General features: G+C 60.8%; 13 protein-coding genes. All 13 read left to right on the top strand.

The genetic code is table 11. The features are described from left to right. The first annotated feature begins 306 nt into the window (after positions 1-306). The 13 genes from HB680_RS01165 (at position 307) to HB680_RS01105 (ending at position 15878) form a co-directional block, all read left to right on the top strand. A complete protein-coding gene (locus HB680_RS01165; protein WP_213936768.1) occupies positions 307-1683 on the top strand; it encodes a diaminobutyrate--2-oxoglutarate transaminase in 1377 nt (458 codons plus the stop codon). 199 nt (positions 1684-1882) lie between these two features. Next, the gene (locus HB680_RS01160) at positions 1883-3664 is read left to right on the top strand and encodes an IucA/IucC family protein (RefSeq protein WP_213936767.1); all 1782 of its coding nucleotides are present in this window, start codon (positions 1883-1885) and stop codon (positions 3662-3664) included. Continuing rightward, a complete protein-coding gene (locus tag HB680_RS01155; RefSeq protein ID WP_213936766.1) occupies positions 3657-4859 on the top strand; it encodes a type III PLP-dependent enzyme in 1203 nt (400 codons plus the stop codon). The genes HB680_RS01160 and HB680_RS01155 overlap by 8 nt, the downstream gene beginning before the upstream one ends. Beyond that, positions 4856-6271, top strand: a complete 1416-nt coding sequence (locus tag HB680_RS01150) for a DHA2 family efflux MFS transporter permease subunit (RefSeq protein WP_213937098.1) — start codon at positions 4856-4858, stop codon at positions 6269-6271. Before HB680_RS01155 ends, HB680_RS01150 begins: the two co-directional genes overlap by 4 nt. Positions 6272-6300: 29 nt before the next feature. Next, on the top strand, positions 6301-8154 hold the full coding sequence (locus HB680_RS01145; RefSeq protein WP_213936765.1) for an IucA/IucC family protein: 1854 nt from the start codon (positions 6301-6303) through the stop codon (positions 8152-8154). After that, positions 8148-8921, top strand: a complete 774-nt coding sequence (locus HB680_RS01140) for an aldolase/citrate lyase family protein (protein WP_213936764.1) — start codon at positions 8148-8150, stop codon at positions 8919-8921. Before HB680_RS01145 ends, HB680_RS01140 begins: the two co-directional genes overlap by 7 nt. Before the next feature lie 4 nt (positions 8922-8925). Next, the gene (locus HB680_RS01135; RefSeq protein WP_213936763.1) at positions 8926-10755 is read left to right on the top strand and encodes an IucA/IucC family protein; all 1830 of its coding nucleotides are present in this window, start codon (positions 8926-8928) and stop codon (positions 10753-10755) included. Then, positions 10745-11659: an ABC transporter substrate-binding protein gene (locus tag HB680_RS01130; RefSeq protein WP_213936762.1), complete on the top strand. Its 915-nt coding sequence runs from the start codon at positions 10745-10747 to the stop codon at positions 11657-11659. The genes HB680_RS01135 and HB680_RS01130 overlap by 11 nt, the downstream gene beginning before the upstream one ends. After that, complete coding sequence (locus HB680_RS01125; RefSeq protein WP_213936761.1) at positions 11656-12645, top strand: iron ABC transporter permease; 990 nt, start codon at positions 11656-11658, stop codon at positions 12643-12645. The genes HB680_RS01130 and HB680_RS01125 overlap by 4 nt, the downstream gene beginning before the upstream one ends. Continuing rightward, on the top strand, positions 12638-13669 hold the full coding sequence (locus HB680_RS01120) for an iron ABC transporter permease (protein WP_213936760.1): 1032 nt from the start codon (positions 12638-12640) through the stop codon (positions 13667-13669). The genes HB680_RS01125 and HB680_RS01120 overlap by 8 nt, the downstream gene beginning before the upstream one ends. A 12-nt stretch (positions 13670-13681) precedes the next feature. Further along, positions 13682-14473: an ABC transporter ATP-binding protein gene (locus tag HB680_RS01115; RefSeq protein WP_054615494.1), complete on the top strand. Its 792-nt coding sequence runs from the start codon at positions 13682-13684 to the stop codon at positions 14471-14473. Further along, positions 14470-15255: an IucA/IucC family C-terminal-domain containing protein gene (locus tag HB680_RS01110; protein WP_213936759.1), complete on the top strand. Its 786-nt coding sequence runs from the start codon at positions 14470-14472 to the stop codon at positions 15253-15255. The genes HB680_RS01115 and HB680_RS01110 overlap by 4 nt, the downstream gene beginning before the upstream one ends. After that, positions 15246-15878 carry an RraA family protein gene (locus tag HB680_RS01105; RefSeq protein WP_213936758.1) on the top strand — a complete coding sequence of 211 codons (633 nt, stop codon included), beginning with the start codon at positions 15246-15248 and terminating at the stop codon, positions 15876-15878. The genes HB680_RS01110 and HB680_RS01105 overlap by 10 nt, the downstream gene beginning before the upstream one ends. Positions 15879-15909 lie beyond the last annotated feature (31 nt).

Here is a 15909-nt window from a genome sequence, read left to right as displayed (position 1 = left end):
TTCGTATTCCTGCAGAGGAAACATCCATGTCCACCCTGACTTGATGATCTATCGCGATACCTTTCTATAAGTTAGTGCCTATTCCAAGGTAATAACAAAGTTGTCAGTTTTATAACAAGAATATGGCCGGGTAATGGCACTGATGATCGACTATCAGGTTTTCATAACTTGTGATGGTGTGTGCGTGAACAGTTTTAATGACTGAATATCAAGTTATGTAAATATTCCAAAAAAGTGCGAGCCATCAGTTGCATCGCTTTCTAAATGGGAATAGTTTGCATATCGAAACTTATCGAGGATAAACCGATGTTGAATGATGGCTTATTGCACTCTAACACTTTGCAAAAAACCAATGCCGACTATCTGGCTCGACAAAGCAAGTTCGAATCCAATGTACGCAGTTATCCACGCAAGTTGCCACTGGCCATTGCCAAGGCACATGGAGTCTGGGTTACCGATGTCGAGGGCAATACGTACCTCGACTGTCTGGCCGGCGCCGGCACGTTGGCCCTGGGGCACAATCACCCGGCGGTCATGGCCTGTCTCGACAGCTTCCTCTCATCAGGCCTGCCGATGCATACTCTGGACCTGACGACGCCGGTCAAGGACGGTTTCAGCGAAACCCTGCTCAGCCTGTTGCCGAACCAGGGCCGCGATTACTGCCTGCAATTTTGCGGACCGTCCGGGGCGGATGCGGTGGAAGCTGCGCTGAAACTGGCCAAGACCTACACCGGGCGCAACAACATCATCAGTTTCTCCGGGGCCTACCACGGCATGACCCACGGCGCGTTGGCCCTGACCGGCAACACTGCGCCGAAAAATGCCATCGCCAGCCTGATGCCGGGGGTGCAGTTCATGCCGTTCCCCCACGAATATCGCTGCCCACTGGGCATTGGCGGTGAGGCTGGCGTCGAGGCCCTGAGCCACTATTTCACCCAGTTCATCGAAGACGTCGAAAGCGGTGTGTCGTTGCCTGCGGCGGTCATTCTTGAAGCCGTGCAGGGCGAGGGCGGAGTCAACTGCGCCCCGATGAGCTGGCTGCGGGCGATTCGCGAGGTGACACGCAAGCACGGCATCCTGCTGATCCTCGACGAAGTGCAGACCGGTTTCGCCCGCACCGGCAAGATGTTTGCCTTTGAACACGCTGAAATCGAGCCGGACCTGATCGTCATGTCCAAAGCCCTCGGCGGCGGTTTGCCCATGGCGGTGCTGGGCATCCGTCGTGAATTCGACGCCTGGGAACCGGGCAACCACGCCGGCACCTTCCGCGGTAACCAGATGGCCATGGCCGCCGGACTGGCGACGATGCAGGTGATTCAACAGCAGCATCTCGCTGCCCACGCCGAACGCCGTGGCCAGTGGCTCAAGGACCGCCTGGTCGAGTTGCAGGCGCATTACCCGGCCCTCGGCCAGGTGCGCGGTCGCGGCCTGATGCTGGGCATCGAGATCGTTGACGAGCGCGAGCCCGCTGATCGCCACGGGCATTTCCCGATGGACCCATCGCTGGCCGTGGCCATCCAGCAACACTGTTTTAAACAAGGTTTGTTGCTGGAACGCGGCGGCCGCAAAGGCAATGTCATCCGCTTGTTGCCGCCATTGATTATCGACGACGAACAATGCCAGCAAGTGATCCAGCGTTTTGATAACGCCGTCGCCGCTGCGTTATTGCAGTTGCGTGCTTGATTGAACTTTTAAACGTTGCGTTAACAAGTCGTGAAGTTGTGGTTTGATGACGTTGGCGCAGTGCCATTCATTATTTAAAAGGCTCAACGAAGTCATGTCGTTATGTGAGGTTTTGTCGGCCGGTAACTCAGTCGATCAGCAACTAATTTTTTCGCGAGATAACGTATTCAGTGACCTCACGGGCTACTGTGGAGCACCCATGAATCATCCAAATCGCAATGTGTTACCGAATATGGTCAGTGAATTGGCAACGACCTGCGCGTTGCTTAATTGCTTGATCAAAGAGTTCGCCCTGCCGGAAAACTGCCTCAGTTACAGTTGGCCGACGCAGATGCAAGGTATTGCCCCGGGCAGTTACCTTGAAGGCCTGGAATGGAAGGGCATCCCGCTGACCATCAAGCTGCCCAACCAGCAGCAGTTCTTTGTGATGGTGGACCGTCGCGATGGACTCGGCAGTCACCGTTACCTGTCAGACGTCTACGCCCGGCGCGGCGAGGGCGACTGGTCGTGCCTGAGGTTTGCCGAGTTCGTCGAGCAGTTGCTCGCGGCGTGCGAACACATGACCCGCGCCAGTAACGACGAGTTGCTGGATCAGGTGCTGCAAAGCCAGTTGCTGACCGCGGCCATCGTCGGCCACAACACGCCGAAGGACTCGGACCCGCTCAGCGGTTACCTGGCCAGCGAGCAAGGCTTGTGGTTTGGTCACCCGAACCACCCGGCACCCAAGGCGCGGTTGTGGCCGGCGCATCTGGCCCAGGAAACCTACGCCCCAGAATTCCAGGCGCGCACGGCGTTGCACCTGTTCGAAGTGCCGCTGGAAGGCTTGAGCGTCGGCGCCAACGGCTTGAGCAAAGCCCAGGTGTTGGCCGGTTTTGCCGATCAGGCCCAGGCGCGGCCAGGGCATGCGGTGATCTGCATGCACCCGGTGCAGGCGCAGTTGTTCATGCAGGACGGCCGCGTACAGCGTTTGCTGAAATCCAAAGATATTGTTGATCTGGGCGCCACGGGGTTTATGGCCAATCCCACGGCGTCGATCCGCACTTGGTATGTCGAGGGTCACGAGTTTTTCATCAAGGGCTCGCTGAACGTGCGCATCACCAATTGCGTCCGGAAAAACGCCTGGTACGAACTGGAAAGCGCGCTGATGATCGATCGGATCTTCCGCAACCTGCAACTGACCCAGCCCGAGACCCTCGGCGGGTTGTCGGTGGTGGCTGAACCGGGCCTGTTGAGCTGGGCGCCTCACAGCGCGAGCGAAGCCGACAGCCACTGGTTCCGCGAACAGACCGGGGCGATCCTGCGCGAGAACTTCTGCCTCGACAGCGGCACCGACTGCAGCATCATGGCCGGCACGCTGTTCGCCCGTGGCCTGCATCTGCGGCCGTTGGTGCATGAATTCCTGACCCGCTTCAACGGTAACGACATCGACGATCAACAACTGTTGAGCTGGTTCGATGACTACCAGGCGCTGTTGCTGCGCCCGGTGTTGGCGCTGTTTTTCAACCACGGCATTGTCATGGAACCGCACCTGCAAAACAGCGTGCTGGTGCATGACAACGGTCGCCCGCAACGCCTGCTGTTGCGGGATTTCGAAGGGGTGAAACTGACCGACGAACTGGGTGCTTCGCGGATCGACGCCGATGTTCATCCACGGGTCCGCGAGTCGCTGCTTTATTCCCGCCAGCAAGGCTGGAACCGCATCGTCTACTGCCTGTTCGTCAACAACTTGTCCGAGGCCGTGCTGGCCCTGAGTTGGGAGCGTCCGCACCTGGCGCCGCTGATGTGGCAACGGGTCGAGCAGCAACTGATCAGTATCCGCGCCGAATTGACCCGTGCGGCACCGGAGCTGGATGCGCTGATCGCCGGCCAGCCGATTGCCTGCAAAACCAATCTGAAAGTGCGTCTGGCGGCCAAGGCTGATCGCCAGGCGGGCTACGTCACCCTGGAGTCTCCGTGGGGCAAGGAGTCCCAGCATGGATAAGCTGCCCGCAGCGGTATTGAGCGCCATCGACGAAGCCCGCACGCAACAGGAAGATCCGCTGGCGCTGTTCATCTACGACCTGGACGCGCTTAAACAGCACGTGACCCAAGTGATGGCGGCGCTCCCTAAAGGCGTGGAGCTGTACTACGCAATAAAGGCCAACAGCGAGCCGCCAATCCTCGCCACCGTGGCGCCGTTGGTGCACGGCTTCGAGATTTCCTCCGGCGGCGAGATTGATCGCGTCCAGACCTGCCCGACGCCCAAGCCGTTCATCTTCTCTGGCCCCGGCAAACTGGATTCCGATCTGCGTTCAGCCCTGCAGCATCAGGTCGAAGCGATTCACATCGAAAGCCTGAATGAAATCGTCCGCCTGCAACGGCTGGCGCTGGAAGCGGGGAGGGTGCAGGACGTGTTGCTGCGCATCAACCCGGAATTGCCGTCGCCACTGTCGAGCAAACTGGCGATGGCTGGCACCGCTACGCCGTTCGGGATTGACGAGTCGGAGCTGGCTCAAGCGGTGAGCGCGGTCGATAACGCCAGTCACCTGCGGCTCAAGGGTTTCCATGTGCATGCGATGTCCCATCAGTCGCTGGTGGAGCGTCACGAACAACTGCTCGACCTTTATCTGGAGCGCTGGCCGCAATGGAAGGCGTTGTCGGCCAATCCGGCGACCATCACCCACCTCAATGTCGGCGGCGGCATCGGCGTGAATTACCTCGGCCCGCAGCAATTCGATTGGCAGCGCTTGTGCACGCACCTGGGCCAGTCCCTGGCGGCGTGTGCCGATGCGCCGATCGTGCGCTTTGAGCCCGGTCGATTTATCAGCGCTTATTGCGGCTACTACGCCATTGAAGTGCTGGACAGCAAAACCAGTCACGGCAAGCACTTCCTGGTCTGTCGCGGCGGCACTCACCATTTCCGTTTGCCGGTGGCCCAGGGGCACGATCACCCGGTCATTCATCTGCCCCGAGGCCATGCAACTCCGGGCGCAGTGGCGCAGAAATGGACCGTGGTCGGGCAACTCTGCACGCCCAAGGATGTGCTGAGTCGTGATTGCCCGCTGACCGGCGTCGAGGTCGGCGACATGCTGATCCTGCCGCTGGCCGGGGCCTACGGCTACAACATCTCCCATGCCGATTTCCTCTGCCACCCGCGACCGCCGCAGCTATTTGCAGGAGGCGCGTCTTGGGTTTGACGGTGGCCGCTCCGCGCTGGCTGGTGGTGGTCAATGTGCTGTTGGGTACGCTGACCGTCAGCCTCAACAACAGCTCGCTCAACCCGGCATTGCCGGCCTTCATGAGTGCCTTCGACATTGGTCCGGTGCTGGCGACGTGGATCGTCGCCGCGTTCATGGTGAGCATGGGCATGACCATGCCGCTCACCAGTTTTCTCAGTCAGCGGGTAGGGCGCAAACGTCTTTACTTGTGGGGCGTGGCGCTGTTTGTCTGCGGCTCGCTGATGGGCGCGTTGGCCAATTCCATCGCGTTGGTGATCACTGCCCGCGTGGTGCAAGGCATTGCCAGCGGACTGATGATCCCGTTGTCGTTGGCGATCATTTTTTCGGTCTACGCCAAAGGCGAGCGCGGTCGGGTCACTGGTCTGTGGGGCGCGGCGGTGATGCTGGCGCCAGCGTTGGGGCCGTTATGCGGCAGCCTGATGCTGGAGTGGTTCAGTTGGCGTTCGCTGTTCCTGATGAACGTGCCGATCGGCTTGGTGGCGCTGATCCTTGGCGTGGCCGTGCTGCCGGCGTCCGAAGCGTCCGAGCGCAAACCGTTCGACCTGGCGGGTTACTTGCTGATTGCGGCGGGCATTGGCCTGTTGATGATCGCGGTCGGTCGTTTGCGTCACGCCGAAGCCCTGACCGATCCGCTCAACCTCGGCATGTTGCTGGCGGCGATCCTGTGTCTGGTCGCCTTCGTGCGCCTGGAACTCAACCGCACTTCGCCGCTGCTCAACCTGCGGATCTTCGCCCTGCGCGGTTATCGCTTGAGCGTAATCATCGCGGTGGTGCAGTCGGTCGGCATGTTCGAGTGCCTGGTGTTGTTGCCGTTGCTGGTGCAAGTGGTGATGGGCTACAGCGCCATCTGGACCGGTCTGTCGCTGCTGTGCACCGCGGCGTTTGCCAGCCTGTTCGGGCACCTCGGCGGTCGTTGGCTGGACCGGCACGGGCCTCGGGGCGTGGTGCTCTGGGGGCTGCTGCTGACCGGTGCCGCGACGCTGGGCCTGGGCCTGCTCGGCGCCGGCACCTCCATCGGCGTGGTGTTTTTCCTGATGATGGTGCGCGGCGCCGGGTTGGGCCTGTCCTACATCCCGATCACCACCGCCGGGCTCAATGCCTTGCCCGAGCCGATGGTCACCCAGGGCGCGGCGATGAATAACATTTCCCGGCGCCTCGTCTCATCGCTGGCCATCGTCATCGCTTCGCTCTGGCTGGAATTTCGTTTGGGCACTGGCGTGTATTCCGCAGGTAACTCGTCGGCGATCAGCGAAGTGTTCCTGGCCACCGGCGTCCTGGTCCTGCTGGCGTTGCCCTGCGCCTGGCGCTTTCCCGTTCACGCATCCGACGAGCCGGCCGAGGCATTGCCTTCGGCCCTCGAACACCGTTAATTCTTTAATCGACAAGGTATGACATGACAATGGCAACCTCTTCTCAGGCAACACCTCAGGCTCCAGGCGTCTGGCTCGCGACTGCCGATACCCAGCGCTACCAACAAGTGGAACAGCGTGTGGTCGGCCAACTGCTGCAAACCCTGCTGTATGAAAACGTGCTGCCGTACCAACATTCCCCTTTGGCCGGCAGCCAATACCGGTTTGTCGTCAGTGGCGTCGACGCCCAGCAACAACCGGTGGAATACCAGTGCACCGGTTTGCTCAGTGCCAGTTTCGAATTGATCCGCCTCGATTACTCCAGCCTTGAGCGCGTCGATGCCCAAGGCAAACACAGTCAACCGCACTTGCATCAGGCCCTGGCCGAACTGCTGAGCGACCTTCAGGACAGTCCGCACCTGCCGCGCTTCACCCATGAACTGGAACAGACCCTGCTCAAGGATCTGCAATCGCGCAGCCAGGGTTATCAAGCCGCCATGCCAAGCCATCAACTGGACGTCGATGCGCTGGAACAGCACTTCATGGACGCCCACAGCTATCACCCTTGCTACAAATCGCGCATCGGTTTTTCGCTGAAAGACAACGCTAATTACGGACCAGAGTTCGCAACGCCGGTCGCCATCGTCTGGCTGGCCGTGGCCAAAAGCTGTGGGGCGATGAACATCTCCCGGCACCTGAACTATGACGACTTCATCCAGCAGGAATTCGGCCTGCAACGCTGGCAGGAACTGGCTGAAAGCCTCACCGATCAAGGCAAATCCCTGGGCGATTACTGGCTGATGCCGGTGCATCCGTGGCAGTGGGAAAACGTGGTTGTGCCGGTGTTCTACCCGGAGCTGGTCAGCGGTGAAGTGATCCACCTCGGCACCACCGATGATCGCTACCAGGCGCAGCAATCGATCCGCACCCTGGCCAACGTCACGGAAAAACAGCGGCCGTACGTCAAGCTCGCACTGAGCATGACCAACACCTCCAGCACGCGCATCCTGGCCCGGCACACGGTGATGAACGGCCCGATCATCACCGATTGGCTGCACCAGTTGATCCGCAGCGACAGCACCGCCCGCGACCTCGGTTTTGTGATTCTCGGCGAAGTGGTCGGCGTCAGTTTTGACTACGACCATTTGCCTGCTACGCGCATGTCCCAGGCCTACGGCACCCTGGGTACGCTGTGGCGCGAGAGCATTCATCAGTACCTGGAAGACGACGAGCAAGCGGTACCCTTCAACGGCCTGAGCTCCGTGGACAATCGCTACGGCAGCGGTGAACAAACCCCGTTTATCGACGCCTGGATCAAGCAATACGGCCTGCACGCCTGGACCCGCCAACTGGTGCAGGTCGCGGTGTCGCCGATCATTCACATGCTCTACGCCGAAGGCATTGGCATGGAATCCCACGGGCAGAACATCGTGCTGATCGTCAAGCAAGGCTGGCCGCAACGCATCGCCCTGAAAGACTTCCATGACGGCGTGCGCTACTCGCCGCAACACCTCGGCCGCCCCGAACTGAGTCCGACCCTGGTGCCGCTGCCCGCCAGCCACGCCAAGCTCAACCGCAACTCGTTCATCCTCACCGACGACGTGGATGCGGTGCGCGACTTCTCCTGTGACTCGTTCTTTTTCATCGCCATGGCCGAGATGGCGATTTTCCTGCATCAGCACTATCAACTGGCCGAAACCGAGTTCTGGCAGATGACCGCCGAGGTCATCACCGGTTACCAGCAAGCACATCCGCAACACCGTGCGCGTTATGAAGCGTTCGATGTGTTCGCGCCGTTCTATGAAGTCGAAGAACTGACCAAGCGCCGCCTGCTGGGCGATGGCGAACGTCGGTTCAAAAAGGTGCCGAATCCGCTGCACGCGTTCCGGCCGCAATCATGCTGAGGACCAATCTGTTCAAGCAGAAGCTCCTTGACGGGGAGTCGGCCTACGGGCTGATCAGTTCGATTCCAGCGCCAGCGGCCATCGAGCTGATCGCCGAAGCCGGGTTCGATTTCGTGATCATCGACATGGAACACGTGCTGATCAATCCGCAAACCGTGGAGAACATGATCCGCACCGCCGAAAGCTACGCGATCACGCCGCTGGTGCGGGTGGCGGACCTCAACCCGAAAACCATGCTGCGCCTGCTCGATGGCGGCGCCCAGGGCATCGTGTTGCCGATGATCGAAGGCCCCGAGCCGTTGGCCGAGAGCATTCGCGCCTGCAAATACCATCCGCAGGGCACTCGCAGCCTGAATGCCGGACGCCCCGGTGCGTTCGGTAAACACAGCCTCGCGGAGTACATCGGGCTCGCCAACGAGCAAATCATGATCGTGGCGATGATCGAAAGTGCCGAAGGCGTGCGACGTGCGGCGGAGATTGCTGCGGTGCCGGGGCTGGACATGATCCTCGAAGGCGCGGCGGATTTGTCGCAATCGATGGGGACGCCGTGGCAGATCGACCGTCCCGACGTGCAAGCGGCGCTGCTCAGCGCTTGGCAAGCCTCGAACGCGGCGGGCGTGCCGTATTGCGCGATTCCACGCCAGCCGGGCGATCACGAACGCTGGTTGGCTCGAGGCGTTAAAAGTTTTGTTTTGGGTGACGAGCGTGGCATCGCTTTTCGTGCCCTCCAGGCCAAATTGGCCGCCACTTCAGCAGAAGGAAAGTAATCCGATGAACTTCACCACAATGGCCGCCGACAGGGTGATGCAGGATCTGGTCGATTGTTTGCTGGCCGAGCATTTTTTCGGGACGGAACTGCTGAACCTGGTGGCGCCCGCAGCCGACCAGCCCTTCAGCGGGTTGAGTGCCGATCAGCGCATCTGGGAATGGCAGGGTTCAATGCTCGTCGCCCTGCGCCCCGGCATCACGCAGCAATGGGAGAAAGTACCGGGCACGCCGGTATTGGGTCGAGACAATGGGCAACTGACCGAGCTGTCCCCCCAAACCTTCATGACCCAAGTGCTGGCCGGGATGACCGACCGCTATCAGGACAATGAAAAGGGTTTTGCGCTGTTCCTCGATGTGCTGCGCACCAGCGTTCGGCAGACCGAGTTGTCCCTGGCCCATCGGGTCAACAGCGAGCGCTTGCTGGAAAAGAGCAACGCCGACTTTTTCCTGACCATGGAACAGTGGGCTTCATTGCGTGATCGTCCTTATCACCCGTTGGCCAAGGCCAAGCAGGGGTTGAACGACGCGGAATATCAACACTATCAAGCCGAGTTCGCCCGCCCGGTGGCGCTGAACTGGGTCGCCATCGACCGCACCTTGCTGCAATGCGGCGACGGCGTGACCGACCTGGCGCAGCAGACGCCCGCCGAGTACTTGTTGCCGTTCGCGTTACACGCCGGCCTGCAACACGAGATGCAGCAACGGGGCATTTACGAGAGCCATATCGCGCTGCCGGTGCACCCGTGGCAGTTCGACCACGTGCTGCAAGCGCAACTCGGCGACGCCTTCGCCAAGGGTGATTGCCAACGCCTGGACTTCACTGATGGCGATTTCTACGCCACTTCATCGTTGCGTTCGATGACCCCGTGCTTCAACAGCGCCGATTACCTCAAATTGCCGATGGCGATCTATTCGCTGGGGGCCTCGCGTTACCTGCCCGCCGTGAAAATGATCAACGGCGGCTTGAGTGAAAAGTTGCTGCGTCAGGCGCTGGGCAAAGATGCAACCCTGCAAGAAAAACTGCACCTGTGCGATGAAACCAGGTGGTGGGCGTTTATGCCGCCGGACGCGACGCTGTTCGACGAAGCGCCGCGTCATTTGGCGGCCATGGTTCGCGGTTATCCACCGTCGTTGCTGGAGGATCGGGACACCCGACTGATTCCCATGGCCGCCCTCGGCACGCCGCTACCCGGCAGCAACCAGCACTTCTTCGATGACTGGATGGCTTATCGTCAACTGCCGACCAACGCAGCCTCGGTGATGACGCTGTTCCGCGAGCTGTGCCACAGCTTCTTCGACATCAACCTGCGGATGTTCCGCATCGGCATGCTCGGGGAAATCCACGGACAAAACGCGGTGCTGGTGTGGAAGGCTGGTCATGCCCAAGGGCTGTTGCTGCGCGACCACGATTCGCTGCGCATCTTCGTGCCGTGGCTGGAGCGCAACGGCCTCGCCGATCCGGCATACCGGTTGAAGAAGGGCCACGCCAACACCCTGTATCACGAGCGTCCTGAAGACCTGTTGTTCTGGTTGCAGACCCTCGGCATCCAGGTCAACTTCCGCTCGATCATCGAGACGCTGGCGCTGGTTTACGCGCTGCAGGAACGCAGTTTGTGGACGGCAATGGGCGAAGTGTTGAACGAGTTGATTGACACCATCGACTTCGACCCCGAAGCTCGCGCGATGATTAAACAGCAACTGTTCGAAGCACCGCACTGGCCACAGAAATTGCTGCTCACGCCGATGATCGAGCGAGCGGGCGGCCCCGGCAGCATGCCGTTTGGCAAAGGTCAGGTGGTGAACCCGTTCCACCGGTTGCACCGTGAAGACTGACCTTCAATGCCATCCCTCCAGGCGTACGTTGTTGCGCCTGTCGTTGGGCGCGCTTGCCCTCAGGTATTCGTTACCGGCCTGGGCGCAATCCGACGCCGCGCCGCTGCGGGTGATCACCCTGTTTCAGGGGGCCTCCGACAGCGCCGTGGCGTTGGGCGTTACGCCGTGCGGCATCGTTGATTCCTGGAGCGAGAAACCCACCTATCACTATTTGCGTTGGGCACTGGAGCAGGTGCCCCATGTCGGGCTGGAGACTCAGCCCAGTCTTGAAGACATCGCGTTGCTGAAGCCGGACGTGATCATCGCCTCGCGCTTTCGCCATGAACGCATCGCCCCGTTGCTCAAGCAAATCGCCCCGGTGCTGATGCTGGAGGAAGTGTTCGAGTTTAAAAAGACCCTGGCGCTGATGGGGGCTGCCCTGTACCGAAAGCAGCAGGCCGACGAATTGCTGAACCAATGGCAACAGCGTGTGGCGCAACTGCGTGTGCAATTGCAGCAGAAGTTTGCCGGACGCTGGCCGCCGACGGTGTCGATTCTGGATGTGCGCGAAGACCATATCCGCAGTTACTTGCCGGCGAGTTTTCCGGGCTCTGTCATCACCGAGTTGGGTTTTGACTGGAGCGAGGCCAGTCGGGCGGCGAGCGGGGTGTCGATCAAACTCACCAGCAAGGAAAGCCTGGCGGTGGTGAATGCCGATATTTTCTTCATCTTCTTGCGCGCGGAGAAAGCGGCAGTGCAGCGAAATTATGAAAGCCTGGTACAGCACCCGTTGTGGCGGCAAATGCGCGCGCCGCAACAGGGCCAGGTGTGGCGGGTGGATGGCGTAGCGTGGAGCCTGTCCGGCGGCATGCTCGGGGCGAATTTGATGCTCGATGATGTCGCTCGTCTGGTCACTACTTCATGAGCAACGCGTTGAAGATGTGGAGCGCAGGTGTTGTGTTGCTGTTGAGCGGCGTGCTGAGCCTGGCGGTCGGCGCGACCTGGATTCCGTTGTCGCAGATTTTTGCGGCGTTTGTGCATCCCGATCCATTGAGCGTCAGCCATGTGCTGGTGACCACCACGCGCCTGTCGCGCACTTTGATGTCGATGGCCGTGGGCGCGAGTTTGGCGGTGGCGGGCGCGTTGATGCAGGCGCTGACGCGCAACCCGCTGGCGTCCCCCGGATTGTTCGGGATCAACGCCGGCGCGACGTTTTTTATCATCCTGTTTTCTTCGCTGTTCTCCCTGTCGTCCCCGGATGCGTGGCTGTGGTGCGCGTTTATCGGCGCGGCGGTGGCGGGCAGTCTGGTGTGGCTGATCGGCAACATGGGGCAGGGCAGCCTCAGTCCGTTGCGCATTGTGCTGGCGGGCGCGGCGATGGCGGCGTTGTTTTCCGCGTTCAGCCAGGCGTTGCTGGTGGTGAATCAGGATGGACTCGACACGGTGCTGTTCTGGATGGCGGGTTCGTTGACCGAGCGCAGCCTGTCGGTCGCTGCGCCGTTGTTGCTGTGCTGCGTGCTTGGGTTGTTTGGCGCGATGTTGTTGGCGGGGCAGGTCAATGTGCTGAACGCCGGGGAAGAAATCGCCACGGGCCTCGGGCAGCGAACCGGGTTGATCCGATTGCTGATGAGCGTGCTGGTGGTGTGCCTGGCGGGCAGCGCGGTGGCGTTGGCTGGCAGCATCGGGTTTATCGGTTTGCTGGTGCCGCACATGGTGCGCAAAGGGTTGTCGATTGATCATCGCTGGTTGCTGCCGGGCTGTGCGTTGCTTGGTGCGATAGTTCTGCTGCTGGCGGACACCTTGTCGCGGGTGCTGATCTTGCCCCAAGAGGTGCCGGTGGGGGTGATGACCGCACTGTTCGGTGCGCCGTTTTTCATTCTGCTGGCCCGGCGTGGAGGTCGTTATGGATAAGGTCCTGACCTGGCGTCGCAGCGGGTTTTCCCGGCGGATCAATGTCGCGACGTTGTGGCGCTTGCTGGCGGCGTTGATGGTGACGGCGCTGATCATGCTCAGCTCGCTGTCCCTGGGCAAAGTGATGCTCTCGCCCCTGGAAGTGCTGCGAATTTTGTTCTCGAACCAGGACGCCAGCCTGACGTTTATCGTCGAACAACTGCGCTTTCCGCGCCTGCTGTTGGCGGCGCTGGTGGGCGCGGCGTTGTCGGTGTCCGGGTTGATCCTGCAAAGCATCATCCGCAACCCGTTGGCCTCGCCTGACTTACTCGGCATCACCAGCGGCGCCAGTGCGGCGGCGGTGTTGTATCTGTCGTTCTTCTCCGTGGCGCTGGGTCAACAGTATCTGCCGCTGGCGGCGATGCTCGGCGCGGGACTGGCAGCGCTGGCAATCTATCTGTTGGCCTGGAAACAGGGGACTTCGCCGCTGCGACTGGTGTTGATCGGCGTCGGCATCTCCGCGATGTTGACCGCTACCACCACGTTCATTCTGGTGTTCAGTCCGCTGACCACGACGTTGTCGGCCTACGTCTGGCTGACTGGCAGCGTGTACGGCGCGAGTTGGCCGGAACCGCTGGCGCTGGGGTCCTGGTTGTTGGGCATTTGTCCGCTGCTGATTTTCCTGGCGCGGCAGGTGATGGTGCAGCAACTGGATGACAGCCTCGCCCAAGGCATTGGCGTGCGCGTGCAGTGGTTGCGCGCCGGTTTGTTGCTGGTCAGCGTAGCGTTGGCCGGTGCGGCGATTGCCTGGGGCGGGGCGATTGCGTTTGTCGGGTTGATTGCGCCGCACATCGCCAAGCGTCTGGTGGCGCCGGGTTTTGGTGGCCAAGCCGTGATGTCGGCGCTGGTCGGGGCGAACCTGGTGGTGTTGGCCGACCTCGCCGGGCGCACGCTGTTTTTGCCGCTGGACCTGCCCGCCGGGATTTTTGTTGCGGTACTCGGCACACCCTTTTTTCTCTATCTGTTGATTAAACAACGTCATTAAGGAATTCAACGTATGACGTCGATTGCAAGTCGCGGCCTGACCCTGAGTTATCAGCGCCAGGTGATTATTGACGCGCTGGACATGCAACTGCCCCAAGGCAAGATTTCGGTATTGATCGGCAGCAATGGCTGCGGCAAAAGCACCTTGCTCAAATCCTTCGCCCGGCTGCTGAAACCGCAGCAGGGCTCGGTGATTCTCAACGGTGTGGACATCCAGCAAAAATCCACCGCAGCGGTGGCCCGGGAGTTGGCGATTTTGCCGCAGACCCCGAGCGCGCCGGAGGGCATTACCGTCCGCCAGTTAGTGGCGCTGGGACGCTATCCGTATCAAAGCTGGATGCAGCAGTGGTCGGCGGAAGATGAAGCCATGGTCAACCGCGCGCTGGCGCAAACCAGTCTGCTGGCCCTGGCGGATCGGCCGGTGGACGCGTTGTCCGGCGGGCAGCGCCAGCGGGCGTGGATCGCCATGACGTTGGCCCAGGACACCGGCATCGTGCTGCTCGACGAGCCGACCACGTTCCTCGATCTCGCGCACCAGATCGAAGTGCTGGACCTGTTGCGCGACCTCAATCGGCTGGAAAACAAAACCATCATCATGGTGCTGCACGACCTCAACCTGGCCTGCCGCTACGCCGACCACATGGTGGCGGTGCACAACCAGACCGCGTTCGCCCAGGGCCGGCCGGATGAGGTGTTGACCGAGGCGCTGGTCAAAACCGTGTTCGACCTCAATTGCCGGATCATCCCCGATCCGTTCTTCGGCACGCCGCTGTGCATTCCGTTTGGCCGGGAATTGCCGCAATGAATCTGGCTGGCCATTTCACCGAGTCAGAGTGGGCGGTGCTGTCCGGCGGGTTACGGCTCAAGGACAGCGCCGAACGCGACTTGCCGCGTTCGCTGATGGCTCGGGACTTGTTGCAAGAGGGCGTGTGCGAGCAATTGCTGGACACGTTAGGCCCGGTGATCGGCTCGCCAACCCGGGCGATCGCCGCCTCGTTGCTGGGCAAGCGTTTGTCATTTCTGGCGACCGGCGCGTGTTTGTATGCGATGTCGGTGTATGACAAGGGGCTGTTGCTGACCCTCGACAACACGGTGGTCGAATACGGTCACGATGACGGGTTGTGGACGTCGTCGATGCCGATTAGCCATTCCCTTCCATTGACGTATGAAGCGGGCGCACGCGAAGCCTGGCGCGAAACTATCGTTCAAGCGCTGTTCGCCGATCTGCTGAAACCACTGTGGCAAACCTTCAACCGGATCACCGGCGTTTCCCGGCGCATCCTCTGGGAAAACACCGCTGTGCGCGTGTATTCGCTGTACGAAAAACGCATGGCGAAAATCGACGACCCAGCAGTGCGCGAGCGCTGCGAAGCGGATTTCACCTGGCTGATGACCCAGGCCGAGCCCGCGCTGTTCGGCCTCGATTACAACCCGCTGAGCCACTTCCGCCGGCCGCCGACGCTGGTGGACGACGGGCAGCGCAGCATTCGTTTTCGCCGAACCTGCTGCTTTTACTACCTGGCCACCGAACCGGCGGAATACTGCTCGACCTGCCCATTGCTGCGTCCGGGGAAAAAATGCCGATGAGTTACCAGATAAACCCCCGCCAACAAAACCTCAGCCCGGAATTGATCGCCCGGTATCGGACGATCCCGTCGTCCACCGTTGGCCATTTTTCCGATCACGGCTTCCTGCGCGGGATCAAGCCGCTGTTCAACGACATCCGCATGGTCGGCAACGTGGTCACGGTCAAAGTCTTCCCGCCGGATGGCAGCGTTTTGCGTGAAGCGCTGTTGCTGAGTCAGCCGGGGGATGTGCTGGTGATCGAATGCCTGGGTGATCAAGAGTGCGGCTGCTGGGGCGAATTGCGGACGTTGGCCGGATTGATCAAAGGGTTGGCCGGAGTTGTGGTGTCGGGCGCGGTCACCGATGTCAGAGCATTGCGCGATCATGGGTTGCCGGTGTTTTGTCGTGACGTCAGTGCGTACACCACGCGTGGTATTGGCGTTCAGGGTGAGGTCAATCAGCCTGTCCGGATTGGCGAGGTGACGGTGCATCCGGGGGATCTGGCCATTGGTGACGATGACGGTGTTTACATCCTCGATGCCGGGCGAGCGGCCGAGCTGCTGCCCGAACTGTTGGCCAAAGAAGAAGCCGACCAACGCCGCCGCACAGAATTCCTCCAAAGACTCGAAGCCCGACGTAGCTAGAGCTGCCCGGCTCACGTAAAACCTGTAGGAG

The sequence above is a fragment of the Pseudomonas sp. dw_612 genome, assembly GCF_018449725.1.
GTDB lineage: Bacteria > Pseudomonadota > Gammaproteobacteria > Pseudomonadales > Pseudomonadaceae > Aquipseudomonas.
This window is presented reverse-complemented; position numbering and strand designations above follow the sequence as displayed.

Bases quoted from the DNA above. Each gene is read 5' to 3' on its own strand.
- HB680_RS01165 (WP_213936768.1), top strand. From the start codon at position 307: ATGTTGAATGATGGCTTATTGCACTCTAACACTTTGCAAAAAACCAAT.
- HB680_RS01160 (WP_213936767.1), top strand. From the start codon at position 1,883: ATGAATCATCCAAATCGCAATGTGTTACCGAATATGGTCAGTGAATTG.
- HB680_RS01155 (WP_213936766.1), top strand. From the start codon at position 3,657: ATGGATAAGCTGCCCGCAGCGGTATTGAGCGCCATCGACGAAGCCCGC.
- HB680_RS01145 (WP_213936765.1), top strand. From the start codon at position 6,301: ATGGCAACCTCTTCTCAGGCAACACCTCAGGCTCCAGGCGTCTGGCTC.
- HB680_RS01140 (WP_213936764.1), top strand. From the start codon at position 8,148: ATGCTGAGGACCAATCTGTTCAAGCAGAAGCTCCTTGACGGGGAGTCG.
- HB680_RS01135 (WP_213936763.1), top strand. From the start codon at position 8,926: ATGAACTTCACCACAATGGCCGCCGACAGGGTGATGCAGGATCTGGTC.
- HB680_RS01125 (WP_213936761.1), top strand. From the start codon at position 11,656: ATGAGCAACGCGTTGAAGATGTGGAGCGCAGGTGTTGTGTTGCTGTTG.
- HB680_RS01120 (WP_213936760.1), top strand. From the start codon at position 12,638: ATGGATAAGGTCCTGACCTGGCGTCGCAGCGGGTTTTCCCGGCGGATC.
- HB680_RS01115 (WP_054615494.1), top strand. From the start codon at position 13,682: ATGACGTCGATTGCAAGTCGCGGCCTGACCCTGAGTTATCAGCGCCAG.
- HB680_RS01110 (WP_213936759.1), top strand. From the start codon at position 14,470: ATGAATCTGGCTGGCCATTTCACCGAGTCAGAGTGGGCGGTGCTGTCC.
- HB680_RS01105 (WP_213936758.1), top strand. From the start codon at position 15,246: ATGCCGATGAGTTACCAGATAAACCCCCGCCAACAAAACCTCAGCCCG.